Below are 21,767 nucleotides of genomic sequence, written 5' to 3'. Positions count from 1 at the left end.
TCAGCCGCCCAGCAGCTTCGTCGCCTCCCCCAGCACCGGGATCGAGCCGATCGACTGCGCCTGCGCCACCGGCCCGGTCAGCATCTGGGAGGTGATCGGCCGGAAGTCGGCGAGCTGGGTGCCGACGCCGTTGTCGAGGGGGTCGACGCCGGTGCCCGCGAGGGGGTTGGGCTTGAGGCCGGAGACCGCGCCGGTGACGTACGTCAGGGAGCCGAGCGCACCCTGCACGCCCGCCTGCGGGTCGATCCGGCCGATCGACGTGGGGCGCGTCCGCAGCACGTCGGCGGCCGGCTCGCCGGTGGCCGCGACGGCACTGCCGGCGCCCGCCCCCAGCGCCACTCCGGCGGTCGCGAGGGCGGCGAGGGCGCGCCGGCCGGTGGAGTTCTGGGGGGAGTCGTGTCGGGCCATCGCGATGCCGCCTTCTGCTGCGCAAGGTGATCAGGTCGACACGAAGGGTAGTTGAGGTGTGACACGCGCATCAAAGCCGACCCGCGGGGTCGTTGACGGGCGGGGGCATGCCTCACACTGGTGTCCCGTGACCTCCCAACCGCCCATACCGACGCGAGTCGTGCTGCTCTGCGGCCCTTCCGGCTCCGGCAAGTCCCTGCTCGCCGCCCGCTCCGGCCTCCCGGTGCTGCGGCTCGACGACTTCTACAAAGAGGGCGACGACCCGACGCTGCCGCAGGTCGCCGGGAGTTCCGACATCGACTGGGACCACCCCGGCTCGTGGGACGCGGACACGGCCGTCGCGGCGATCGTGGAGCTGTGCGGCACGGGTCGGACGAACGTTCCCGTGTACGACATCTCGCTCAGCGCCCGCACCGGCGAGGAGGCGATCGAGATCGGGCGGACCCCGCTGTTCATCGCGGAGGGCATCTTCGCCGCCGAGATCGTCAACCGCTGCCAGGAGCTGGGCGTCCTGGCCGACGCGCTGTGTCTGAGCCGCGGCCCGGTGAAGACCTTCCGCCGGCGCTTCCTGCGCGATCTGAAGGAGGGCCGCAAGTCGGTCCCCTTCCTGCTGCGTCGGGGCTGGCGGCTGATGCGCGCCGAACGCTCCATCGTCGCCCGCCAGAGCGCGCTCGGCGCGTACGCCTGCGACCGTGACGAGGCGATGGGCCGACTGGCCGCCGCGGCGGCGGGCCGCCAGTCCTCGACGGCGCGCACGGCCGTCTAGGGCTGGTCCCACGGCCGCCCATCGCTGGTCCGGGGCACAAAAAAAAGCGGGACTGGACGGACCCCCCGGCCCTCCAGTCCCGCTCCCCCGTGTCCCCCCGGGTGGTGCTTCCCCCGTGCTGTGCGGTACCGCTCCCCTGACGTCCCCCGTCGGGCCCCCGGGTACCGCGTCCCCCCCGTTTTCCCCTTTTTCCCCTGTTTCCCCCGTTCACCGGCTCCCCTGAGCGGAGCCGGGCCCTTCCCCCGTGACCCTCAGGCGACAAGCTCCCCGAAGGCGTCCTCCTCGTCACGGCCGAAGCTGAGGACCTCGTCCTCGCGCAGCCGGCGGAGCGACCGCCAGATGCTGGACTTCACCGTGCCGACACTGATGTCGAGGATCTCCGCGATCTCCGGGTCGGTGCGGCCCTCGTAGTAGCGCAGGACCAGCATCGTCCGCTGGAGTTCGGGCAGCCGGGCCAGCGCCTGCCACAGGACCGCGCGCAGTTCCGTGCCGCGCATCGCGTCCGTGTCGCCGGGCGTCTCCGGCAGCTCCTCGGTCGGGTACTCGTTCAGCTTGCGGCGGCGCCACGCGCTGATGTGCAGGTTCGTCATCGTCCGGCGGAGGTATCCGCCGACCGCGGCCTTGTCACTGATCCGGTCCCACGCCCGGTAGGTCGAGAACAGCGCGCTCTGCAGCAGGTCCTCGGCCTCGAAGCGGTCACCGGTGAGGTGATAGGCGGTTGCGTACAGGGAGGCGCGGCGCTCCTGGACGTAGGCGGTGAACTCCGCCTCCGTCAGCGAGCGACGCTCCCCCGTGTCCTCCCCGTACGCGGCTCCCCCGGCAGTGCCCATAGCGGCTACCGCCGCGGGCTGTTCCCCCGTGTGAGCGTCAACCACCGTCATGTACCCGGTGTGCTGACGCCCGGTGCCGCGAGCGCACCCCCGCCCGCTCACGGCACCGGACTTCTCGGAACCCCGGTTCACGTCGTGCAGGCGCGTGATCACTGCGCTGGTGCTCATACCGTGCAGCGTGTTCATCTCGCGCCCCCCGTCGTGGACTTGCCGGTGTTCGGTCTCTTGCCCCGTGACCAAAAGATTGCCCGGGCCACTTCATCGCCGTGTCCGCCGACTGTCACAGACCTGTCACAGGGGCCTGTCATCGCGCGACCACAGTTCGTTCACAGCCGTTCGCAGTACACCGGTCGGCTTGGTCCTCGCAGGTCACCGTGGGACGCTGACGGGGTGACTCTCGGCATGGCTGCTCCCGGCATGGTGCTGTTCGACTCCCGCCTCCGCGCTTCGACGCGGACGCGATAGCGGCCACCCTTCCTCCCGTCCTCACGCGCCCCGCCCGCATCCGGCGTCCGGGCGCCGGTCGGGTCTGCTCGATCCCTGCTCGCCGCTCCTCGTCCTTCGTCGAAGTGCCCTTCGTGTCCTGGCACTCACGACCACGAGGAGTACGCACGTGGAGTCCCACCCCACCCCCACCCCGCCCGACGCCGTCGTCGACGCCGACGACCGGATGCGCGCCGCCACCGCCCACCGCCTCGCCCTCGCGGGCACGTCCCTGCTGTGGCGGGGCGACTTCCAGGGCGCCCGTCAGCTGTTGCGGGCGATGGACCGCCGGATCGGCGGCGGTCCCACCTCCCGCGACCCCGCGCAGGCCTACCGGCTGCACCGGCGCTCGCGCGCCCACCGCGCCCGCGTCCTGGACCGGCTGCTGGTCGAACTGACCGCCGAGCACACGGTGGCCCTGCGCCGGGCCCCCGACGTCCGGGCTGCCTGCCGCGCCGCCTACGGTCCGCCCGTCGGCCCGCGCCTGGTCCCGCTGCGGGAGCTGCTCGGGGTGATCGGCGCCCACCAGTGGCGGCTGAAGGGCGTCGAGGTCCCGGCCCTGGGCGCCCGCGTCCACCCGCACTACGGCGTCTTCGCACCGACCAGGAGCGAGTACGTCGACCTCGTGGCGCAGGCTCCCCTGCCGCCGGCGGTCCTGCGCGAGCCTGCCGCGGCCACCGCGTTCGACCTGGGCACCGGTACCGGCGTCCTCGCGGCGGTGCTGGCCCGCCGGGGCGTCGGCCGGATCGTCGGCACGGACGCCGGTCCGCGTGCGCTGGCCTGCGCCGCCGACAACGCCCGCCGACTGGGCCTGGACGGACGGATCGAGGTGACCGGGCCGTGCCTCTACCCGGATCGCGGCGGCCGGGCCGATCTCGTCGTCTGCAACCCGCCGTGGCTGCCCGGGCGGCCGACCGCGGAGATCGAACTGGGGGTCTACGACGAGGACGGCAGGATGCTGCGAGGGTTCCTGGGAGGTCTCGTGGAGCGCCTGAGGCCGGGCGGCGAGGGCTGGCTGGTGCTGTCCGACCTGGCCGAGCACCTCGGTCTGCGGACCCGTGACGAGCTGCTCGGACTCGTCGAAACCGCAGGTCTGCGGGTTGCGGACCGGATCGATGTACGACGCAGGCACATGCGTTCGAAAGACGCCTCCGACCCGTTGTTCGCAGCCCGTGCCGCGGAAACCGTCTCCCTCTGGCGCCTGAGCCCCGCCCCATAGGTCGAACGACAGGCCCCTCATGGGCCAGAATGAGCCCGTGCCTTCCCTGTTGCTGATCGAGGACGACGACGCCATCCGTACGGCCCTGGAGCTCTCACTGACGCGCCAGGGGCACCGGGTGGCGACCGCTGCGAGCGGTGAGGACGGTCTGAAGCTGCTGCGCGAGCAGCGGCCGGATCTGATCGTGCTGGACGTCATGCTGCCCGGCATCGACGGTTTCGAGGTGTGCCGGCGCATCCGGCGCACCGACCAGCTGCCGATCATTCTCCTCACCGCCCGCAGCGACGACATCGACGTGGTGGTCGGGCTGGAGTCCGGCGCCGACGACTACGTCGTCAAACCCGTGCAGGGGCGGGTGCTGGACGCCCGTATCCGGGCCGTGCTGCGGCGTGGGGAGCGCGAGTCGAACGACTCGGCGAGCTTCGGCAGCCTCGTCATCGACCGTGCCGCGATGACGGTGACGAAGAACGGCGAGGACCTCCAGCTCACCCCGACCGAGCTGCGGCTGCTGCTCGAACTGAGCCGACGGCCGGGGCAGGCGCTGTCCCGTCAGCAGTTGCTGCGGCTGGTGTGGGAGCACGACTACCTGGGCGACTCACGGCTGGTGGACGCGTGTGTCCAGCGGCTGCGGGCCAAGGTGGAGGACGTTCCGTCGTCCCCGGTCCTGATCCGTACCGTGCGTGGTGTGGGCTACCGCCTGGACGCCCCTCAGTGACAGAGGCTCGAGGGGGGCTCCGCGGCTGGTCCGCGGTGCGCAAGGGAAGACTGTCGAGACTGCGGCTCACCAGCCTGCGACTGCGGCTCGTGGTCGTGTTCGGGGCGGTGGCGCTGACGGCCGCGGTGTCCGCGTCCGGCATCGCGTACTGGCTCAACCGCGAGGCCGTGCTCACCCGTACCCAGGGCGCGGTGCTGCGGGACTTCGAGCAGGAGATGCAGAACCGGGCGGGTTCGCTGCCCGAGCATCCCTCGCAGGACGAGCTCCAGCACACCGCCGGGCAGATGGCCAACAGCAGCCAGCGCTTCAGTGTGCTGCTGGTGGGCTCGGACTCGACCGGCAAGACCGTGTACGGCAACTCGGGCGGGCTGAACGGTTTCTCGCTGGACGACGTGCCCAAGTCGCTGCGGACGGCCGTCAACAAGGAGCAGGACGTCACCGGCGGCAACAAGTCGCCGTACCACCTGTACTGGCAGCGGGTCGTCGACCACGGGACGCCGTATCTGGTGGCCGGGACGAAGGTGATCGGGGGCGGGCCGACCGGGTACATGCGCAAGTCGCTGGAGCCGGAGGCCAAGGACCTCAACTCGCTGGCCTGGTCGCTGGGGATCGCCACCGCCCTCGCGCTGATCGGCGCCGCGCTGCTCGCGCAGGCCGCCGCCACGACCGTCCTGAAGCCGGTGCACCGGCTGGGCGTCGCGGCGCGGCGGCTCGGCGAGGGGAAGCTCGACACCCGGCTGCGGGTCTCCGGCACGGACGAACTCGCCGATCTGGCACGGACGTTCAACGGGACGGCCGAGGCGCTGGAGAAGCGGGTCGACGACATGGCCGCCCGCGAGAGCGCCTCGCGCCGGTTCGTCGCCGACATGTCGCACGAGCTGCGCACCCCGCTCACCGCCATCACCACCGTCGCGGAGGTGCTGGAGGAGGAGCTGGACGCCGAGTCGGGCAGCATAGACCCGATGATCGAGCCCGCGGTACGGCTCGTGGTGAGCGAGACGCGTCGGCTCAACGACCTCGTCGAGAACCTGATGGAGGTCACCCGCTTCGACGCGGGCACCGCACGGCTGGTCCTGGACGACGTCGACGTCGCCGACCAGATCACCCACTGCATGGACGCGCGCGCATGGCTGGACTCGGTCGACCTGGACGCCGCCCGCGGCATCCACGCCCTGCTCGACCCGCGTCGGCTGGACGTCATCCTCGCCAACCTGATCGGCAACGCGCTCAAGCACGGCGGGTCGCCGGTGCGGGTGTCGGTGTCCGAGGCGGACGACTCGGTCGTCATCTCCGTGCGGGACCACGGGCCCGGCATCCCCGAGGAGGTGCTGCCGCACGTCTTCGACCGGTTCTACAAGGCGAGCGCCTCCCGGCCGCGTTCCGAGGGCAGCGGGCTGGGCCTGTCCATCGCCCTGGAGAACGCCCACATCCACGGCGGCGAGATCACCGCCGCCAACGACCCGGAAGGCGGCGCGGTGTTCACCCTGCGGCTGCCCCGGGACGCCTCCGAGCTGGCGGAACAGAGCGGCGAACAGGGCAGGACGGCCGTGCCGGACAAGGGGGACGCATCGTGACCATGGGCCGTGCAGCGCTGCGACGGCTGCTCGCCGTGCCCGTGCTGGCCGGGCTGGCCGGTCTGCTCGGCGGCTGCGGCATCCGGGCCACCGAGGTGCCGACCGACTTCGGGCCGGCGCCGTCCCGGGTGCGGTGCTCGCTCCCCGAGCCGGACATCACCTCGCAGGCCGCCCGCGCGGGCGTGCCGGTGCAGGTGTTCCTGCTGTGCGGTTCGTCGCTGGTGGCCGTGGACCGGTCCGTGCGGGTGCCGGACGGCGCGGCGGACTCCGAGCGGCGGGTGGTGGTGGCGCAGGGCCTGCTCGACCAGCTCGCCGAGTCGCCGTCGGCGGCCGAGAAGGAGGCCGGGTACACGACGGACGTGCGCGGCGGGATGTCGGTGAGCGGGCCGCGCCCGCGGGACCCGGACGACGCGCTGCGGCTGAGCACCTCGCCCGGGGACCTGACCTCGTTCGCCCTGGCCCAGGTCGTCTGCACGTTCTCCGACTCGGCGGCGGCCGAGGGCGACGGCTCGGTGGTGCTGGGCGGCCCCGGCTCCGATCCGCTGCGCCGCTACGCGTGCACCGACGAGGTCCGCTCCCGCCCCGGCAGCACGGAGCCCCCGTCGTCGGCGATCACGGACGGCGGCTGAGCCGCTCCGCCGCAACGTCGTGTGGCGGACGCCTCATGGCGTGCCGGGCGCGGGTCGTCGTCGCAGGTCACCGTCTGCCGAGGGACAGCGGCGGGCGGGCCGGACCGGGAACGCCCGCCGGTCCGGGGCGGTGAGCCGGAACCGATCGTGCCGGGGGGCGCGTCTTGGGGGGCGTGCAGCGTCAAGGCTCCATCGGCGGCAGCGCCGCGATCCGTATCCGCGCGACCGGGATTCTCCTCCTGGCCGCCCACCTCGTGTTCGTCGCCTGGGTCACGCTGCGCCCGCTGAACGTTCCCTGGGTGATGCCCGCCAACCTGCACCCGTTCGACGGGATCCGGGCCGATCTGCGGCTGGGCTGGCCCGAGGCGGCCCGGCGGATCGGTGCGGGCCTCGGGCTGCTCGCCCCGCTGGGCGTCCTGCTGCCGCTGGTGCACGGCCGGCTCCGGGTCTCGCCGCTCGCCTCCCTGATCCGTACCGTCACGGCGGGCGCGCTGCTGTCGCTGGGCATCGAGCTGCTGCAGACCGGGGTGCCCGGTCAGGTCGTGGACGTCGACTCGATGCTGCTGAACACCGTGGGGGTGGCCCTCGCGCACGTCGCGGTGGTGCCGGCGCTGCGCGCGCGGCTGCGCCGCAGGGACGAGCGCCGGGCGCCTGCCGCGGTCCGTCAGGAGGAGGCGGCTCAGGGTCGGACCCCGAGGATTCCCAGGGTCGGCATCGCACCATAGAGCGACGCTTCGTCCCCTTCGTCTCCGTAGTGTTGAAGACAGCTGGAGGACGGCCGCAGGGGCCGCCTCCGACCTGACGCTCACGAAGGAGCCGCAGATGTCCAGCCTCGCCCGCCCCACCAACGGCCGCATGATCGGCGGAGTGTGCGCCGCGCTGGCCCGGCGCTTCGGTACCTCCGCGACCACGATGCGCGTGATCTTCCTGCTCTCGTGTCTGCTGCCCGGCCCGCAGTTCCTGCTCTACATAGCGCTGTGGGTGCTGCTCCCCTCGGAGGACAAGGCGGCCCGCACGGCCTGGTGACCCAAGGCCGTACACAACGCCGTTGGGGCGCACCCGGTGTCTTCGGGTGCGCCCCAACGGCGTGGCGCGTGGTGCGTGACGCGCCGCTCAGCCCAGCGGGATGCCGTTGATCGGCAGGCCGTGCGTGGGCAGGCCCTGCAGCGGCAGACCGCCGAGCAGCCCGGCGACGGGCGCGGTCGGGCTCCCGGTGAGCAGCTTCTCGGCGACCGGCTGGGCGGCGGCCAGGCCCGCGCCGAGCGCCGGCTGGGCCTGCGTCAGGGCCTGACCGGCGGCGCCGGGCAGCACCTGGGCCACCGTCTCCGCGGGCAGCGTCTTGGTGATGCCGTCCAGGGCCTGCGTGGCGTCCGGAACGGCGGGGGCGGCGTTCGCGGCGCCCGCGCCGACGGCGGCGAAGGCGGCACCGAGAGCGGCGACACCGAGGGTCTTGGCAGCAGACTGCTTCATGATGAATGCGTCCTCGAATGGGATACGGGGAACAGAGCGGTGCTCGACCGTAAACACGAGGAGGGGCCGACGGCAAACATCGAAATGCGGACGGTTGGTGAACACCCGCCCGCATTCCGTACCCTACCGAGCTCGGCCGTCAGTCCTCCGAGGTCACAGAACTGCTGGTGGAGGCGGTCTGCTGGAACAGCCATTCGGACTTCAGCTCGGCATATCCGGGCTTGATCACGTCATTGATCATGGCCAGTCGTTCATCGAAAGGAATGAATGCTGACTTCATAGCATTGACCGAGAACCACTGCAGATCGTCGAGCGTGTAACCGAATGCGTCGACAAGGTGCTCGAATTCCCGGCTCATGCCGGTGCCGGACATCAGCCGGTTGTCGGTGTTGACGGTGGCCCGGAAGTGGAGTCGGCGCAGCAGCCCGATGGGGTGCTCGGCGTAGGAGGCGGCCGCTCCGGTCTGGAGGTTGGAGGACGGGCACAGCTCCAGCGGGATGCGCTTGTCGCGGACGTAGGAGGCGAGCCGGCCGAGTGTGACGCTGCCGTCGGCGGCGACCTCGATGTCGTCGATGATGCGCACGCCGTGTCCGAGCCGGTCGGCACCGCACCACTGGAGGGCCTGCCAGATGGACGGCAGCCCGAAGGCCTCGCCCGCGTGGATCGTGAAGTGGTTGTTCTCGCGCTTCAGGTACTCGAAGGCGTCGAGGTGCCGGGTGGGCGGGAAGCCGGCCTCCGCGCCCGCGATGTCGAAGCCGGCGACGCCCAGATCCCGGTAGCGGTTGGCGAGTTCGGCGATCTCCAGCGAGCGGGCCGCGTGCCGCATCGCGGTGAGCAGGGCGCCGACGCGGATGCGGTGGCCGTTCTCGCGCGCCGTCCGCTCGCCGTCCCGGAAGCCCTCGTTGACGGCCTCGACGACCTCTTCGAGGGTCAGCCCGCCTTCCAGATGCTGCTCGGGCGCGTAGCGCACCTCGGCGTAGACGACGCCGTCCTCGGCGAGGTCCTCGGCGCACTCGCGGGCGACCCGGACGAGCGCCTCGCGGGTCTGCATGACACCGACGGTGTGCGAGAACGTCTCCAAGTACCGTTCCAGGGAACCGGAGTCGGCGGCCTCCCGGAACCAGACGCCGAGCTTGTCGGGGTCGGCTTCGGGGAGTTGGGCGTACCCGGTCTCCCGGGCGAGGTCGACGATCGTGCCGGGGCGCAGCCCGCCGTCGAGATGGTCGTGCAGCAGAACCTTGGGCGCCCGCCGGATCTGGTCCGAACTCGGGATGATGCCCGCCTGGATGCTCTGGCTCGTCATTTCCGCACTCTAACTCCTACGCGCGTAGACGGCGCGTTGTACAACTCCGCCGATACGTAACGGTGACCGCGCGGACGGGTGGCGTACACCGGTGCTTCTGACACTGTTCTGTCATGGCACAGGAAGTGACGCCGGTTCGAACGGCCCGGCTGGGAAGGGCGCTCGGCCCGGAGCCGACGGCGGTGAGCGGGGTGGTGCTGCTGCTCCCGGGCGGCGAGGAGACCTCCGGTCGCAGACCGTCCCCCCTCTGGGCGGCCGCCTCCGTCCGGGGCCTGGGGCGCAAGCTCGCGCGGGCCGGACACGAGGAGGGCCTGGCCGTGCACGCCGTGCACTACCGCTACCGCGGCTGGAACGGCAGCGAGGCACAGCTCGCCACCGACGCGGCCTGGGCGGCCGACGAGGTCGTACGGCGGTACGGGGACGTTCCGGTGTGTCTGGCCGGCGTCGACATGGGCGCGCGGGCCGCGCTGCACTCGGGCGGCCACGAGGCCGTCAACTCCGTGCTGGCGATCGCTCCCTGGCTGCCGGAGGAGGACATGGCGGCCCCACCCGAACCGGTGAAGCAGTTGGCGGGACGGCGGGTGCTGATCGTGCACGGCACGAACGACGAGCGGTGCGATCCCGAACTGTCGTTCCGGCTCGCGGCACGCGCGAAGAAGGCGAACCGGGAGGTGTGCCGGTTCGAGGTGCACACGGACGGGCACGGTTTACACCAGTACCGGGCGGAAGTGCTCGCGCTGGCCGAGGACTTCGTGATGGGTGTGCTGTTCGGGCGGGCGTTCGCCCGCCCGCTCGAGGACGCGTTGGCGGCTCCGCCGCCGTTGGGGTTGCGGATGCCGCTGGCGGTGGGGTTCGGTCGGTCGTTGCGACGGTGACGTAGAGGGTGGTTTGGGACCTGAGGGGGGGGCTGCCCCTAGGTCGGCAGCAGGTTGCCCCTTCTCGACAGCAGGAACTTCTTGAAGGCCGCCACCGGGGGTGTGTCCGGGTGGCCGTCCAGCCAGGCCACTCCGATCTCCCGGGCCGCCCTCGGGGAGGTGACCGTCAGTTCCACCACCCCGGGGCGGGCCACGGCGGGCGGGGGCAGCAACGCGACCCCCAGGCCCGCCGCCACGAGCCCGCGCAGCGTTTCCGCCTCCTCGCCCTCGAAGGCGACCTTCGGGCGGAAACCGGCCTCCTTGCAGAGGTCGTCGGTGATGCGGCGCAGGCCGTAGCCGGGTTCCAGGGTCACGAAGGTCTCGTCGGCGGCCTCGGCCAGGCGGACCCGTCTGCGGGCGGCGAGACGGTGGTCGGCCGGGACGACCAGGCGGAGTTTCTGCTCGTCGAGGCGGCGGGCGACCAGGTCGGGGGCGTCCGGGACGGGGGAGGTCAGGCAGAGGTCCAGTTCCCCGGCGCGGAGGCGTTCGATCATCGCCTCGCCGTAGTTCTGGACGAGGCTGAAGCGGACGCGCGGATGGTCGGCGCGGAAGGCGTGGATCAGGCCGGGGACGGTCTCGGCGCCCATGGTGTGCAGGAAGCCGAACGCGACCTTGCCGGTGGCCGCGTCGGCGTCCGCGCGGACCGCGTCGGCGGCCTTCTCGATCTCCGCGAGGGCGCGATCGACCGAGGTGAGGAAGGTACGGCCGGCGGGGGTCAACGAGACCGTGCGGCCTCTGCGGGCGAACAGGTCGACGCCCAGGTCCTGTTCGAGGCGGACCATCGCCCGGGAGAGCGTCGACTGCGGGACCTGCATCTCCTGCGCCGCCCGCGTGACGTGCTCGGTGCGGGCCACTCCGGCGAAGTAGGCGAGCCGGGGCGCCAGCTTCATCACCATGTCTTCTGTGTCACTGGACGGTGACAGACGGGCCTCTGACCTCTGTTGATGCACCATGGGAACGATTATGCCGAGTCCATGCATTGGACGGATGAACCGGAGCGTACGTAGTTTCGAGGCATGTCTCCCGCCAGTACCGGGGCGTCCACGATCGTGGGCGCCGTCCCGTCCCTCCCCTCCGTCCCCGCCTCCTCCGCCCCCGCCTCCGACTCGCGTATGACTCCGGGTGGCCCCGGCTACCGTCGGATGAGTTTCGCGCTCTTCCTGGCCGGTGTGGCGACCTTCGCCCTGCTGTACTCCACGCAGGCGCTGCTGCCGCTGATCTCCGGCGACTTCGGGGTGGCGGCGAGCCAGGCGAGCTGGACGGTGGCGGCGGCGACCGGCGGACTGGCGCTGTTCGTCCTGCCGATGAGCGCCCTGTCGGAGCGCTACGGCCGTCGTACGGTGATGACGGCGTCGCTGGGCGTCGCGGTGGGCGTGGGCCTGCTGGTTCCCTTCGCGCCGTCGCTGGGCGCGCTGGTCGTGCTGCGGGCGGTGCAGGGCGCGGCGCTGGCCGGGCTGCCGGCCTCGGCGACCGCGTATCTCGCGGAGGAGGTCCGGCCCAAGGCGCTGGTCACGGCGATCGGTCTGTTCGTGGCGGGCAACAGCGTCGGCGGGATGAGCGGCCGGGTCATCACCGGCTGGGTCGCGCAGGAGTGGGGCTGGCGGGTCGCGGTGGGCGCGATCGGCGTGCTGGCGGTGGCCTGCGCGATCGCCTTCCGGCTGCTGCTGCCCGCGCCGCGGCACTTCAAGGCGGGTTCGCTCGCACCCCGGGTGCTGGTCGGTACGGTCCGCGCTCACCTCGCCGACCCGCTGCTGTGCCGGCTGTACGCGATCGGCGCGCTGTTCATGACCGTCTTCGGCGGCGTGTACACGGTCATCGGCTACCGGCTGACGGAGGCCCCGTTCTCCCTCCCGCAGGGCATCGTCGGTTCGATCTTCCTGGTGTACCTGGTGGGCACGGTGTCGGCGTCGACGGCGGGCCGGCTGGTCGGACGGCTCGGCCGGCGCGGGGCGCTGTATCTGGCGGGCGGTACGACCGCCGCGGGCCTGCTGGTGTCGCTGGCGGACTCGCTGGTGCCGGTGCTGCTGGGCCTGGTGCTCATCACCGCGGGCTTCTTCGCGGGCCACGCGGTGGCGTCCTCGGCGGTCAGCAGGACGGCGACGACCGGTCGCGCCCAGGCCTCCGCGCTCTACCAGTCCGCGTACTACATCGGCGCCAGCGCCGGTTCCACGGTCGGGGCGATCGCCTTCCACGCGGGCGGCTGGGCCGGCACGGTCGGCGTGGGCGTCCTGGCGGTGCTCGGCGTCGTGACGATCACGGTGTTCGGGACCCGGGCGGCCCGTCGCCAGACCCTGGTCGCCGCTCACTGAGTTGTCCGGGTTCCCCCTGCTCAGGGCCGGTTGTCAGTGGTCGCGGATAGCCTCCGCGACCACAACTGGTTCTGGCAGGGGGCTCGTCCATGGAATTCCGGATCGATCGCGGTGACCTCGTCGAGGCGGTGGCCTGGGCGGCCCGCGCGCTGCCCGCCCGTACGCCGGTGCCCGTCCTGGGCGGGCTGCTGCTGGACGCGGCGGCGGGGCGGCTGAGCGTGTCGGGGTTCGACTTCGAGACGGCGGCGCGGATCGAGACGGACGCCGAGACGGCCGTCGAGGGCCGGGTGCTCGTCCTCGGGCGGCGGCTGCTCGACATCTGCAAGGTGCTGCCGGACGGGCCGGTGAGCTGCCGCCTGGACGGGACGCGGTTCACGGTCGAGGCGGGCGGCGCCGGCTTCGGCCTGTCGACCCTCCCGCGCGAGGAGTACCCGACCCCGCCCGCGCCGCCCGAGCCGTACGGCACCGTGGACGCGGCCGCGTTCGCGACCGCCGTCGCCCAGGTCGCGGTGGCGGCGGGCCGGGACGACACCCTCCCGGTGCTGACCGGCGTCCAACTGCGCCTGGACGGCGACGAGATGACGTTGTCGGCGTCGGACCGGTACCGGTATGCGGTACGGCGACTGGGGTGGAAGGCGGAGGCGGAGGCGGCTGCCGGGGGTGTGGTGGAGGCGCTCGTGCCGGCCCGGCGGCTGCTGGACGTGGCCCGGTCGCTGGCGAGGTGCGGGGTGGTGCGGGTCGGGCTCGACGGGGCCTCGGGGAGCGGTCCGATCGGGTTCGAGGGCGGGCGGATGCGGTCGGTCGTGCGGCCGCTGGACGGGCGGCTGCCGGCCTACGGGAAGCTGTTCGACATGGCGGGGGCGGCGGTCGCCGAGGTGGAGTGCGGGGCGCTGACGGAGGCCGTGCGCCGGGTCGCGGTGGTGGCGGAGGCGAACAGTCCGGTACGGCTGGACTTCTCGGCGGAGTCGGTCCTGCTGCGCGCCGGGTACGGCGACGACGTGGCCGCGCAGCGGCTGCCCGCCGTGCTGACCGGGGCCGAGGAGGTGACCGTGGCGTTCAACCCGGCGTATCTGCTCGACGCGCTGGCCTCCTTCGAGACGTCGACGCTGCGGGTGGAGCTGCTGGGGACGGGGCAGCGGGCGCTGCTGGGCGCGGCGGACGCGCCGGAGGCCTGTCGGCATCTGCTGATGTCCGTCAAGCAGTTGGTGTGAGAGCCGCTTTGACCTGCGCTTTCGTCGGCTCGGCGGGCCATTGTCAGTGGCCTGCGGTAGCTTCCGAAGTGCTGGGCGCAAAGGCGCGTGACAGAACGGCCACAGGGGTGGGTGGACGATGAGCGACACCACGGCGACGACGGAGATCGACGTCGCACTGGAGAAGCACCGGACCGAGCTGACCGGCTACTGCTACCGGATGCTCGGCTCGTCCTTCGAGGCGGAGGACGCGGTGCAGGACACCCTGGTGCGGGCCTGGCGGAGCTACGACAAGTTCGAGGGCCGTTCCAGCCTGCGCTCGTGGCTGTACCGGATCGCGACGAACGTGTGTCTGGACATGCTGACGGCCGGCAACAAGCGGGCCAGACCGATGGACCTGTCCGAGGCCACCCCGCTCGGCCAGGCGGCGCTCTCCCCCCGTCCCGACAACACCTGGCTGGAACCGATGCCCGACGCCCGTGTGCTGCCGACGGTGGAGGATCCGGCCGAGGCGGCGATCGCCAAGGAGTCGGTGCGGCTGGCGTTCATGGCCGCGCTGCAGCAGCTCCCGCCGAAGCAGCGGGCGGTGCTGATCCTGCGGGAGGTGCTGGCCTGGAGGGCGAGCGAGGTCGCCGAACTGCTCGACACCTCGGTCGCCTCGGTCAACAGCGCGCTTCAGCGGGCCCGGGCGACGCTCGCCGAGCGGGAGGCCTCCGGCGCGGACGCGGCGGTGTCGGACCCGCTGGACGAAGAGCAGCAGAAGCTCCTCGAACGCTATGTGGCGGCCTTCGAGGGCTACGACATGACGGCGCTGACGGCCCTCCTGCACGAGGACGCCATCATGACGATGCCGCCGTTCGACCTGTGGCTGACCGGGCACGACGACATCACGGGCTTCATGACCACGATCGGCTCGGCCTGTGAGGGGTCGCGGCTGCTGCCGGTCCAGGTCAACGGGCTGCCGGGCTTCGCGCAGTACAAGCCGGACCCGGAGAAGGGCGGGTTCAGCCCGTGGGCGATCCAGGTCCTGGAGATCTCAGACGGCCGCCTCACCGGGTTCCACTTCTATCTGGACACCCAGCGCTGGTTCCCCCTCTTCGGTCTCCCCCTCCACCTCGAAGCGGAGGCCGACGAGGTCGAGCAGGGCGCGTAGGGCGGGTTCGGGGGCCCGCAGCCGGATGCGTCCCCCGGCCCGTCGGGCGGCGAGCTGGAGGCGGGCCAGCAGTTCGACGGCGGCGAGCCCCGGCGGCCCGATCCCGGCCACGTCGCAGACGACGACCGCGGCACCTGGGCCGGTGCCGGTGTCCGCCAGCAGCGCCCGTACGTCGTCGGCGAGCCCTGTCACCCGGGTGCGGGTGACGGGGGCGGTCAGGGTGAGCACGGGCGGTGTCTTGGGGTCCACGTGCGGTAGACCCCGGGGCGGGGCTCAACTCATCGGCCGTGTCGCTAACCGGCCGGGAACTCGCTGGTGTCCAGTTTCAGCCGGAACGGCTCGGGCAGCTCGATCGCGTCGCCGAACTTGCAGGCTCGCAGCACGCGGTAGACGTCCCGCTGCGGCTCTCCATACAGCGTGATGGTGGGGCCACCCGGGGCCCAGCCGTCGATCAGGAGGTAGAGCGGAGCCCCGGATTGGGCATAGCCGGCGGCCTTCTTGATCCGGTCATTGACCGCGTTGGACTTCGAGGTGATCTCAACGATCAGTTCGGCCGCAGATGCCGGAATGCAGTTGTCTTTCCCCGTTCGCAGGACCTCTTTCGGTGCGACCGCGATGTCGGGGATGTAAAGGCCGTCGCGTGACGGGACTGCGGTCCCCAGCGTCTGGTAAATGCCCCACTGGCGCGGGATCACCTGATACAGCTCTCGCGTCACCTGGTCTGCGATGTCGTTGTGGGCGTTGGAAGGCGGTGGTGCCACGGTGACGATCCCCTCGATGATCTCCACCTTGCAGCCCTCGGGCGCGTCCGTCTCCTGCCAGATCCGGACGAGGCCGTCCCACTCGTGGCCGTCGGCCGTCGAGTGGTCGACGGTGAGTGCGCTCATGGCGGTCTCCAATCAGTGCGTCACCGATCCCAGCATGCCGAACGGGACCGGCGGAGGTCCACCGATCCCGTTCACCCGAACGAGAGATCCCCTGTTCAGGCGATACGTTCCAGCACCACCGGCGAGGCCGTGAAGGCGGTTCCCGGCGCGTCGATGTCGTAGGAGCCCGCCACCGCCTGGAGCGCGTAGTCGAAGCGCTCCGGGGTGTCGGTGTGCAGGGTCAGCAGGGGCTGGCCCTCGCGCACGGTGTCGCCGGGCTTGGCGTGGAGCTCGACGCCCGCGCCCGCCTGCACCGGGTCCTCCTTGCGGGCGCGGCCCGCGCCGAGGCGCCAGGCGGCGATGCCGATGTCGTAGGCGTCGAGGCGGGTGAGGACGCCGGTGGAGGGCGCCGTCACGACGTGCTGTTCCCTCGCCGTGGGCAGCTGGGCGTCCGGGTCGCCGCCCTGGGCCGCGATCATGCGGCGCCAGACGTCCATCGCCGAGCCGTCGGCCAGGGCCTTCGCCGGGTCGGTGTGCGTCACGCCGGCCGCGTCGAGCATCTCGCGGGCGAGCGCGATCGTCAGTTCCACGACGTCCGCCGGGCCGCCGCCGGCCAGTACCTCGACCGACTCGCGGACCTCCAGGGCGTTGCCCGCCGTGAGACCGAGGGGGGTGGACATGTCGGTGAGCAGGGCGACGGTCTTCACGCCGTGGTCGGTGCCGAGGCCGACCATCGTGGAGGCGAGTTCGCGGGCGTCCTCGATGGTCTTCATGAAGGCGCCGGTGCCGACCTTCACGTCCAGGACCAGGGAGCCGGTGCCCTCCGCGATCTTCTTCGACATGATGGAGGAGGCGATCAGCGGGATGGCCTCGACCGTGCCGGTCACGTCCCGCAGGGCGTACAGCTTCTTGTCGGCGGGGGCCAGGCCGTCGCCGGCCGCGCAGATCACCGCGCCGGTGCCGTCCAGCACGGACAGCATCTCCTCGTTGGAGAGCAGGGCGCGCCAGCCGGGGATCGACTCCAGCTTGTCCAGGGTGCCGCCGGTGTGACCGAGGCCGCGGCCCGAGAGCTGGGGCACGGCCGCGCCGCAGGCCGCCACGAGGGGGGCCAGCGGGAGCGTGATCTTGTCGCCGACGCCGCCCGTGGAGTGCTTGTCGGCGGTCGGGCGGGACAGGGCCGAGAAGTCCATGCGCTCGCCGGAGGCGATCATCGCGGCCGTCCAGCGGGCGATCTCTCGGCGGTTCATGCCGTTGAGCAGGACGGCCATGTTCAGGGCGGCCATCTGGTAGTCGGCGACCTCGCCGCGGGTGTACGCGTCGATGACCCAGTCGATCTGCTCGTCGCTGAGCTCACCGCGGTCCCGCTTGGTGCGGATGACGGAGACGGCGTCCATGGCCATGGCTTTCCTTCCGGTGGTGCAGAAAGACGTTTCAGAAACCGCGCGGCCCCTCTGCGCCAGTCAGAGGGGCCGCGCGGGAGTTACTTGAGGTGGTCCGGGCCGAAGGCCTGCGGGAGCATCTCGGCGAGGGGCAGGACCCCCGCCGGCGTCTCCAGCAGCAGCTCCGCGCCGCCGAACTCGTACAGCAGCTGACGGCAGCGGCCGCACGGGACGAGGATCTCGCCGCGGCCGTCCACGCAGGTGAAGTGGGTGAGCCGGCCGCCGCCGGTGTTCTGCAGCTCCGAGACCAGCCCGCACTCGGCGCACAGGCCGAGCCCGTAGGAGGCGTTCTCGACGTTGCAGCCCGACACGATCCGGCCGTCGTCGACCAGGCCCGCCACGCCGACCGGGTAGCCGGAGTAGGGGGCGTACGCCCGGGACATGGCGTCCCGGGCCACGGTGCGCAGCTTCTCCCAGTCGACCGTGGCGTCCGCGGCGGCGGGCGGGGTCACTTGCCCTGTCCCTTCCGATAGGGCATGCCGTCCGCCTTGGGCATGCGCAGGGACTGGGCGGAGAGCGACAGCACCAGCAGGGTGACGACGTACGGGGCGGCCGTCACGACCTGGCGCGGGACCTCGTCCGTGCCGACGTACCAGATGAACATCAGGGCCGAGACGGCCGCGGTGATCACGGCGGGGACGTACTTCTTCTGCCACGCCAGGTAGGCCGCGCCGAACACCAGCAGGATCGCGAGCAGCAGGATCAGCGCGTGGACGTTGGTGGTGCCGCCGCGCAGGTTGAGGCTGTCGGTGTAGCCGAACAGGCCCGCGCCGAGGGCGAGGCCGCCCGGCATCCAGTTGCCGAAGATCATCGCCGCGAGGCCGATGTAGCCGCGGCCCGCGGTCTGGCCGTCGAGGTAGACGTTGGAGGCCACGATGGACAGGAACGCGCCGCCGAGGCCGGCGAAGCCGCCGCTGATGATCACGGCGATGTACTTGTACTTGTAGACGTTGACGCCGAGGGACTCGGCGGCGATCGGGTTCTCGCCGCAGGAGCGCAGACGCAGACCGAAGGCGGTGCGCCACAGCACCCACCAGGTGGCCGGGACGAGGGCGACGGCGACGACGGTGAGCGGCGACAGGTCGGTGATCAGACCGCCGACCAGGCCGGCGATGTCGGAGATCAGGAACCAGTGCTTCTCGTTGAGCGTGTCCAGCCAACCGGACAGCCCTGGGATGTCGAAGGTGCCCAGCGATTCGATCGGCGGGGACTGCTTGGCGGAGCCGCCGTCGGCGTTCTCGAAGGTGAACTTCGACAGATAGCGGGTGGTGCCCAGGGCCAGGATGTTGATGGCCACACCGGAGACGATGTGGTTCACGTTGAAGGTGACGGTCGCGATGGCGTGCAGGACGGCGCCGAGCGCGCCGCCGATGATCCCGAAGACGATGCCCGTCCACGGGCCCCACTGGTAGCCGGCCCAGGCGCCGAACCAGGTGCCCAGGATCATCATGCCCTCGAGGCCGATGTTGACGACGCCCGCGCGCTCGGCCCACAGACCGCCGAGGCCGGCGAGGCCGATCGGGACGGCGAGGCGCAGCGCGGTGGACATCTGCCCGGTGGAGGTGATGCCGTCCGCGCCGGTGATGAGGCGGACGATCGAGGTCAGCACCAGGACGCCCGCGATGATCAGCAGGAGGACCGGGAGCGAGAAACGGCGGCCGCCCTTGCCGGGCTGCTTCGCCTGCGGCTTGGCCGTGGTCGTGGTGCTCATCAGACCGCCACCTCCTTCTTCGTGTTCTGGGCGGCGGCCGCGAGCTCGGCGCCGACGCGCTTCTGCTGGCGGCGCAGACCCCACTGGCGTACGGCCTCGTACGAGATGACGACCGCGAAGACGATCAGGCCCTGCATGATCGTGGCGATCTCCTTCTCGTACGCCACCGGGGTCGCGTAGTCGAGGGCGGGAGAGGCCTTGTCGAGGAAGGCGATCAGCAGCGCGGCGAAGGCGATGCCGACCGGGTTGTTGCGGCCGAGCAGCGCGATGGTGATGCCGGTGAAGCCGAGACCCGTCGGGAAGCTCAGGCTGTAGGTGTGCGCGTCGCCGAGCAGCAGGGGCAGGCCGGAGAGGCCCGCGATGCCGCCGGAGATCAGCATGGCGGTGAGGACCATCTTCTTGGCGTCGACGCCGGAGGCCGCGGCGGCCGTCTCGGACTCGCCGGTGGCGCGCAGGTCGAAGCCGAAGCGGGTGCGGTTGAGGACCACCCAGTAGACGATGCCGAGGGCGATGGCGAGGAAGACCAGGCCGTAGATCTCGCCGACGTCGGCGCCCAGGTCGATGCCGGGGACCCAGCCCGAGTCCTTCATGATGCCGGTGGTGTTGTTGTTGCCGACCTGCACGCCCCAGATGTTGTCGAGGGTGAGGTAGCCGATGACGCTGGTGGCGATCGCGTTCAGCATGATCGTCGCGACGACCTCGCTGACGCCCCGGGTGACCTTCAGGATGCCCGCGATGCCGGCCCAGAAGGCGCCGGTGAGGACGCCGACCAGGAGCAGCAGCGGGACCTGGAGGAAGCCCGGCAGGGCGATGTTCGCGCCGACGACGGCGGTCATCATGGCGGCGAGGCGGTACTGGCCGTCGACGCCGATGTTGAACAGGTTCATACGGAAGCCGATGGCGACCGCGAGGGCGGCGATGTAGTACATCGAGGCCTGGTTGACGATCAGGACCTGGACGTCGGAGTAGCCGGCCTGCTCCAGCATGAGCGTGTACGGCTCGATCGGGCTCTTGCCCGAGGCGAGCAGCACGACCGAGGTCAGCAGGATCGCCGCGACGAGCGCGATGACCGGGCCGGCCACCGCCAGGAGCACGCGCTCCCTGTCGAACTTCTTCATCGGGCCTCGTCCTCCGGACCGGCAGCTTCCTCGGTGGTCTCCGCGGCGGTTTCCGCGTCGTCCGCGTGTTCCAGGTGACCGGACGCGGCGCCGGTCATGGCGGAGCCGAGCTCCTCCGGGGTGACGGCGGCCGGGTCGGCGTCCGCGACCAGCCTGCCGTTGTAGATCACGCGCAGGGTGTCCGACAGGCCGATGAGCTCGTCCAGGTCGGCGGAGATCAGCAGCACGGCCAGGCCCTCGCGGCGCGCCTCGCGGATGCGGTCCCAGATCTGGGCCTGTGCGCCGACGTCCACTCCGCGGGTGGGGTGGGCGGCGATCAGGAACTTCGGGTTGTGGCTCATCTCGCGGCCGACGATCAGCTTCTGCTGGTTGCCGCCGGAGAGGGAGGCGGCGGTCACGTCGATGCCGGGGGTGCGGACGTCGAACTCCTCGACGATCCGGCGGGTGTCGGCCTGGGCGCCCTTGATGTTCAGCCAGAAGCCCTTGGCGTTGGGCGCCTCGGTGACATGGCCGAGGATCCGGTTCTCCCAGAGGGGCGCCTCCAGGAGCAGGCCCTGGCGGTGGCGGTCCTCGGGGATGTAGCCGACGCCGGACTCGCGCCGCTTGCGGGTGCTCCAGGGGGTGATGTCCTCGCCGAGGAAGGCGATGGTGCCCGAGTCGGCGTTCTTGGTGCCGATCAGCGCGTCGATCAGCTCGGTCTGGCCGTTGCCCTCGACGCCGGCGATGCCCATGACCTCGCCGGCGTGGATGGTGAAGCTGACGTCGTCGAGGGCCTTCTTGACCTCGCCGCCGAGAGCGACCTCGGGCGAGATCATGCCGCTGACCCCGCCGGCCGTGGGCTCGGCCTCGACGCCCAGGGAGGCGCCGCCGCTCGCGTAGACGGTGAGGTTCGCGACCTGGATGACGGGCTTGTCGGTGACCGTGGACTCGGCGGTCTCCGGGGTGGGCAGCTCGCTGCCGACCATCATCTCGGCGAGCTGACGCGGGGTGGTCTCGGAGGGGACGGCGGTGCCGACGGTCGTGCCGCGCCGGATGACGCTGATCTCGTCTGCGACGGACAGCACCTCGCCCAGCTTGTGGGAGATGAAGATGACGGACAGGCCCTCGGACTTCAGCTCGCGCAGGTTGTCGAAGAGCGCGTCGACCTCCTGCGGGACGAGCACGGCGGTCGGCTCGTCGAGGATGAGGGTCCTGGCGCCGCGGAAGAGGACCTTGAGGATCTCGATGCGCTGGCGCTCGGCGACGCCGAGGTCCTCGACCAGGGCGTCCGGGCGGACGTTCAGGCCGTAGCGGTCGGAGATCTCCCTGATCTTCTTACGGGCGTTGCCGCCGATGCCGTACAGCTTCTCGCTGCCCAGCACCACGTTCTCCAGCACGGTCAGGTTGTCGGCCAGCATGAAGTGCTGGTGGACCATGCCGATGCCGCGCGCGATGGCGTCGGCGGGGCTGGAGAAGCTCACCTGGTCGCCGTCGATCGCGATGGTGCCCTCGTCCGGCTTCTGCATGCCGTAGAGGATCTTCATCAGCGTCGACTTGCCGGCGCCGTTCTCGCCGACGAGGGCGTGCACCGTGCCTTTTCGGACAACGAGGTGGATGTCGTGGTTGGCGACGACACCGGGGAAGCGCTTGGTGATCCCCGCCAGCTCTACCGCGATCGTCGACTGTGCGGT

Annotated in this window: 23 protein-coding genes; 11 read left to right on the top strand and 12 right to left on the bottom strand. The window is 71.6% G+C overall.

Going from position 1 to position 21,767, the window contains the following annotated elements; all coding sequences use genetic code 11:
• Positions 1 to 408: a hypothetical protein gene (locus ABZ725_RS02425; protein WP_358800939.1), complete on the bottom strand. Its 408-nt coding sequence runs from the start codon at positions 406 to 408 to the stop codon at positions 1 to 3.
• Positions 409 to 466: 58 nt separating this feature from the next.
• On the opposite strand from ABZ725_RS02425, the gene ABZ725_RS02420 reads away from it, so the two are divergent.
• The gene (locus ABZ725_RS02420) at positions 467 to 1,174 is read left to right on the top strand and encodes a uridine kinase (protein WP_358800938.1); all 708 of its coding nucleotides are present in this window, start codon (positions 467 to 469) and stop codon (positions 1,172 to 1,174) included.
• A 251-nt stretch (positions 1,175 to 1,425) separates the two neighbouring features.
• Here the strand turns inward: ABZ725_RS02420 and ABZ725_RS02415 are convergent, their stop codons facing one another.
• Positions 1,426 to 2,190, bottom strand: a complete 765-nt coding sequence (locus tag ABZ725_RS02415; RefSeq protein ID WP_351908793.1) for a SigE family RNA polymerase sigma factor — start codon at positions 2,188 to 2,190, stop codon at positions 1,426 to 1,428.
• Positions 2,191 to 2,674: 484 nt separating this feature from the next.
• Here ABZ725_RS02415 and ABZ725_RS02410 point away from each other — a divergent pair, with 484 nt between their 5' ends.
• The 6 genes from ABZ725_RS02410 to ABZ725_RS02385 all read left to right on the top strand — a co-directional run bounded on the left by ABZ725_RS02410 (position 2,675) and on the right by ABZ725_RS02385 (position 7,650).
• The gene (locus tag ABZ725_RS02410) at positions 2,675 to 3,706 is read left to right on the top strand and encodes a methyltransferase (protein WP_358801360.1); all 1,032 of its coding nucleotides are present in this window, start codon (positions 2,675 to 2,677) and stop codon (positions 3,704 to 3,706) included.
• A gap of 37 nt (positions 3,707 to 3,743) precedes the next feature.
• Positions 3,744 to 4,421, top strand: a complete 678-nt coding sequence (afsQ1, locus tag ABZ725_RS02405) for a two-component system response regulator AfsQ1 (RefSeq protein WP_351908791.1) — start codon at positions 3,744 to 3,746, stop codon at positions 4,419 to 4,421.
• Positions 4,418 to 5,995 carry a HAMP domain-containing sensor histidine kinase gene (locus ABZ725_RS02400; protein WP_358800937.1) on the top strand — a complete coding sequence of 526 codons (1,578 nt, stop codon included), beginning with the start codon at positions 4,418 to 4,420 and terminating at the stop codon, positions 5,993 to 5,995. Before afsQ1 ends, ABZ725_RS02400 begins: the two co-directional genes overlap by 4 nt.
• A 2-nt stretch (positions 5,996 to 5,997) precedes the next feature.
• Positions 5,998 to 6,624, top strand: a complete 627-nt coding sequence (locus ABZ725_RS02395; RefSeq protein WP_358801359.1) for a hypothetical protein — start codon at positions 5,998 to 6,000, stop codon at positions 6,622 to 6,624.
• A 173-nt stretch (positions 6,625 to 6,797) separates the two neighbouring features.
• Positions 6,798 to 7,349 (top strand): VanZ family protein, encoded by a 552-nt coding sequence (locus ABZ725_RS02390; protein ID WP_351908787.1) that lies wholly within the window; start codon positions 6,798 to 6,800, stop codon positions 7,347 to 7,349.
• A gap of 97 nt (positions 7,350 to 7,446) precedes the next feature.
• A complete protein-coding gene (locus tag ABZ725_RS02385; protein ID WP_190150823.1) occupies positions 7,447 to 7,650 on the top strand; it encodes a PspC domain-containing protein in 204 nt (67 codons plus the stop codon).
• 87 nt (positions 7,651 to 7,737) lie between these two features.
• Here the strand turns inward: ABZ725_RS02385 and ABZ725_RS02380 are convergent, their stop codons facing one another.
• Positions 7,738 to 8,094: an ATP-binding protein gene (locus ABZ725_RS02380; protein WP_358800936.1), complete on the bottom strand. Its 357-nt coding sequence runs from the start codon at positions 8,092 to 8,094 to the stop codon at positions 7,738 to 7,740.
• A gap of 139 nt (positions 8,095 to 8,233) precedes the next feature.
• Positions 8,234 to 9,397, bottom strand: a complete 1,164-nt coding sequence (locus ABZ725_RS02375; RefSeq protein ID WP_358800935.1) for an adenosine deaminase — start codon at positions 9,395 to 9,397, stop codon at positions 8,234 to 8,236.
• A gap of 113 nt (positions 9,398 to 9,510) precedes the next feature.
• On the opposite strand from ABZ725_RS02375, the gene ABZ725_RS02370 reads away from it, so the two are divergent.
• Positions 9,511 to 10,272, top strand: a complete 762-nt coding sequence (locus ABZ725_RS02370) for a prolyl oligopeptidase family serine peptidase (protein ID WP_358800934.1) — start codon at positions 9,511 to 9,513, stop codon at positions 10,270 to 10,272.
• 38 nt (positions 10,273 to 10,310) lie between these two features.
• Here ABZ725_RS02370 and ABZ725_RS02365 read toward each other — a convergent pair whose 3' ends face one another.
• On the bottom strand, positions 10,311 to 11,264 hold the full coding sequence (locus tag ABZ725_RS02365) for a LysR family transcriptional regulator (RefSeq protein ID WP_358800933.1): 954 nt from the start codon (positions 11,262 to 11,264) through the stop codon (positions 10,311 to 10,313).
• A 63-nt stretch (positions 11,265 to 11,327) separates the two neighbouring features.
• Here ABZ725_RS02365 and ABZ725_RS02360 point away from each other — a divergent pair, with 63 nt between their 5' ends.
• The 3 genes from ABZ725_RS02360 (at position 11,328) to ABZ725_RS02350 (ending at position 14,963) form a co-directional block, all read left to right on the top strand.
• On the top strand, positions 11,328 to 12,620 hold the full coding sequence (locus ABZ725_RS02360) for an MFS transporter (protein ID WP_358800932.1): 1,293 nt from the start codon (positions 11,328 to 11,330) through the stop codon (positions 12,618 to 12,620).
• An 89-nt stretch (positions 12,621 to 12,709) separates the two neighbouring features.
• Positions 12,710 to 13,831: a DNA polymerase III subunit beta gene (gene dnaN / locus ABZ725_RS02355; protein WP_358800931.1), complete on the top strand. Its 1,122-nt coding sequence runs from the start codon at positions 12,710 to 12,712 to the stop codon at positions 13,829 to 13,831.
• A gap of 118 nt (positions 13,832 to 13,949) precedes the next feature.
• Complete coding sequence (locus ABZ725_RS02350) at positions 13,950 to 14,963, top strand: sigma-70 family RNA polymerase sigma factor (protein ID WP_358800930.1); 1,014 nt, start codon at positions 13,950 to 13,952, stop codon at positions 14,961 to 14,963.
• On the opposite strand, the gene ABZ725_RS02345 is transcribed toward ABZ725_RS02350, so the two are convergent.
• From ABZ725_RS02345 to ABZ725_RS02315, 7 genes are all read right to left on the bottom strand, one after another.
• Entirely contained in the window at positions 14,847 to 15,212 is a 366-nt protein-coding gene (locus tag ABZ725_RS02345) for an STAS domain-containing protein (RefSeq protein ID WP_358800929.1), read from the bottom strand. The genes ABZ725_RS02350 and ABZ725_RS02345 overlap by 117 nt on opposite strands.
• Before the next feature lie 44 nt (positions 15,213 to 15,256).
• The gene (locus tag ABZ725_RS02340) at positions 15,257 to 15,850 is read right to left on the bottom strand and encodes a Uma2 family endonuclease (protein ID WP_358800928.1); all 594 of its coding nucleotides are present in this window, start codon (positions 15,848 to 15,850) and stop codon (positions 15,257 to 15,259) included.
• Positions 15,851 to 15,945: 95 nt separating this feature from the next.
• Positions 15,946 to 17,229: a thymidine phosphorylase gene (locus tag ABZ725_RS02335; RefSeq protein WP_358800927.1), complete on the bottom strand. Its 1,284-nt coding sequence runs from the start codon at positions 17,227 to 17,229 to the stop codon at positions 15,946 to 15,948.
• 80 nt (positions 17,230 to 17,309) lie between these two features.
• Positions 17,310 to 17,720 (bottom strand): cytidine deaminase, encoded by a 411-nt coding sequence (locus ABZ725_RS02330; RefSeq protein WP_358800926.1) that lies wholly within the window; start codon positions 17,718 to 17,720, stop codon positions 17,310 to 17,312.
• Positions 17,717 to 18,979, bottom strand: coding sequence for an ABC transporter permease (locus tag ABZ725_RS02325; RefSeq protein WP_358800925.1), 1,263 nt, complete (start codon positions 18,977 to 18,979; stop codon positions 17,717 to 17,719). The genes ABZ725_RS02330 and ABZ725_RS02325 overlap by 4 nt, the downstream gene beginning before the upstream one ends.
• Positions 18,979 to 20,097 carry an ABC transporter permease gene (locus ABZ725_RS02320; RefSeq protein WP_358800924.1) on the bottom strand — a complete coding sequence of 373 codons (1,119 nt, stop codon included), beginning with the start codon at positions 20,095 to 20,097 and terminating at the stop codon, positions 18,979 to 18,981. The genes ABZ725_RS02325 and ABZ725_RS02320 overlap by 1 nt, the downstream gene beginning before the upstream one ends.
• The gene (locus ABZ725_RS02315) at positions 20,094 to 21,752 is read right to left on the bottom strand and encodes an ABC transporter ATP-binding protein (RefSeq protein ID WP_358801358.1); all 1,659 of its coding nucleotides are present in this window, start codon (positions 21,750 to 21,752) and stop codon (positions 20,094 to 20,096) included. The genes ABZ725_RS02320 and ABZ725_RS02315 overlap by 4 nt, the downstream gene beginning before the upstream one ends.
• Between the last annotated feature and the right edge of the window lie 15 nt (positions 21,753 to 21,767).

This window comes from Streptomyces sp. NPDC006872 (assembly GCF_040635845.1).
Classification (GTDB): Bacteria; Actinomycetota; Actinomycetes; order Streptomycetales; family Streptomycetaceae; genus Streptomyces.
This window is presented reverse-complemented; position numbering and strand designations above follow the sequence as displayed.

Bases quoted from the DNA above. Each gene is read 5' to 3' on its own strand.
- ABZ725_RS02425 (WP_358800939.1), bottom strand. From the start codon at position 408: ATGGCCCGACACGACTCCCCCCAGAACTCCACCGGCCGGCGCGCCCTC.
- ABZ725_RS02415 (WP_351908793.1), bottom strand. From the start codon at position 2,190: ATGAACACGCTGCACGGTATGAGCACCAGCGCAGTGATCACGCGCCTG.
- ABZ725_RS02410 (WP_358801360.1), top strand. From the start codon at position 2,675: ATGCGCGCCGCCACCGCCCACCGCCTCGCCCTCGCGGGCACGTCCCTG.
- ABZ725_RS02395 (WP_358801359.1), top strand. From the start codon at position 5,998: ATGGGCCGTGCAGCGCTGCGACGGCTGCTCGCCGTGCCCGTGCTGGCC.
- ABZ725_RS02385 (WP_190150823.1), top strand. From the start codon at position 7,447: ATGTCCAGCCTCGCCCGCCCCACCAACGGCCGCATGATCGGCGGAGTG.
- ABZ725_RS02380 (WP_358800936.1), bottom strand. From the start codon at position 8,094: ATGAAGCAGTCTGCTGCCAAGACCCTCGGTGTCGCCGCTCTCGGTGCC.
- ABZ725_RS02375 (WP_358800935.1), bottom strand. From the start codon at position 9,397: ATGACGAGCCAGAGCATCCAGGCGGGCATCATCCCGAGTTCGGACCAG.
- ABZ725_RS02370 (WP_358800934.1), top strand. From the start codon at position 9,511: ATGGCACAGGAAGTGACGCCGGTTCGAACGGCCCGGCTGGGAAGGGCG.
- ABZ725_RS02365 (WP_358800933.1), bottom strand. From the start codon at position 11,264: ATGGTGCATCAACAGAGGTCAGAGGCCCGTCTGTCACCGTCCAGTGAC.
- ABZ725_RS02360 (WP_358800932.1), top strand. From the start codon at position 11,328: ATGTCTCCCGCCAGTACCGGGGCGTCCACGATCGTGGGCGCCGTCCCG.
- dnaN (WP_358800931.1), top strand. From the start codon at position 12,710: ATGGAATTCCGGATCGATCGCGGTGACCTCGTCGAGGCGGTGGCCTGG.
- ABZ725_RS02350 (WP_358800930.1), top strand. From the start codon at position 13,950: ATGAGCGACACCACGGCGACGACGGAGATCGACGTCGCACTGGAGAAG.
- ABZ725_RS02340 (WP_358800928.1), bottom strand. From the start codon at position 15,850: ATGAGCGCACTCACCGTCGACCACTCGACGGCCGACGGCCACGAGTGG.
- ABZ725_RS02335 (WP_358800927.1), bottom strand. From the start codon at position 17,229: ATGGCCATGGACGCCGTCTCCGTCATCCGCACCAAGCGGGACCGCGGT.
- ABZ725_RS02325 (WP_358800925.1), bottom strand. From the start codon at position 18,979: ATGAGCACCACGACCACGGCCAAGCCGCAGGCGAAGCAGCCCGGCAAG.
- ABZ725_RS02320 (WP_358800924.1), bottom strand. From the start codon at position 20,097: ATGAAGAAGTTCGACAGGGAGCGCGTGCTCCTGGCGGTGGCCGGCCCG.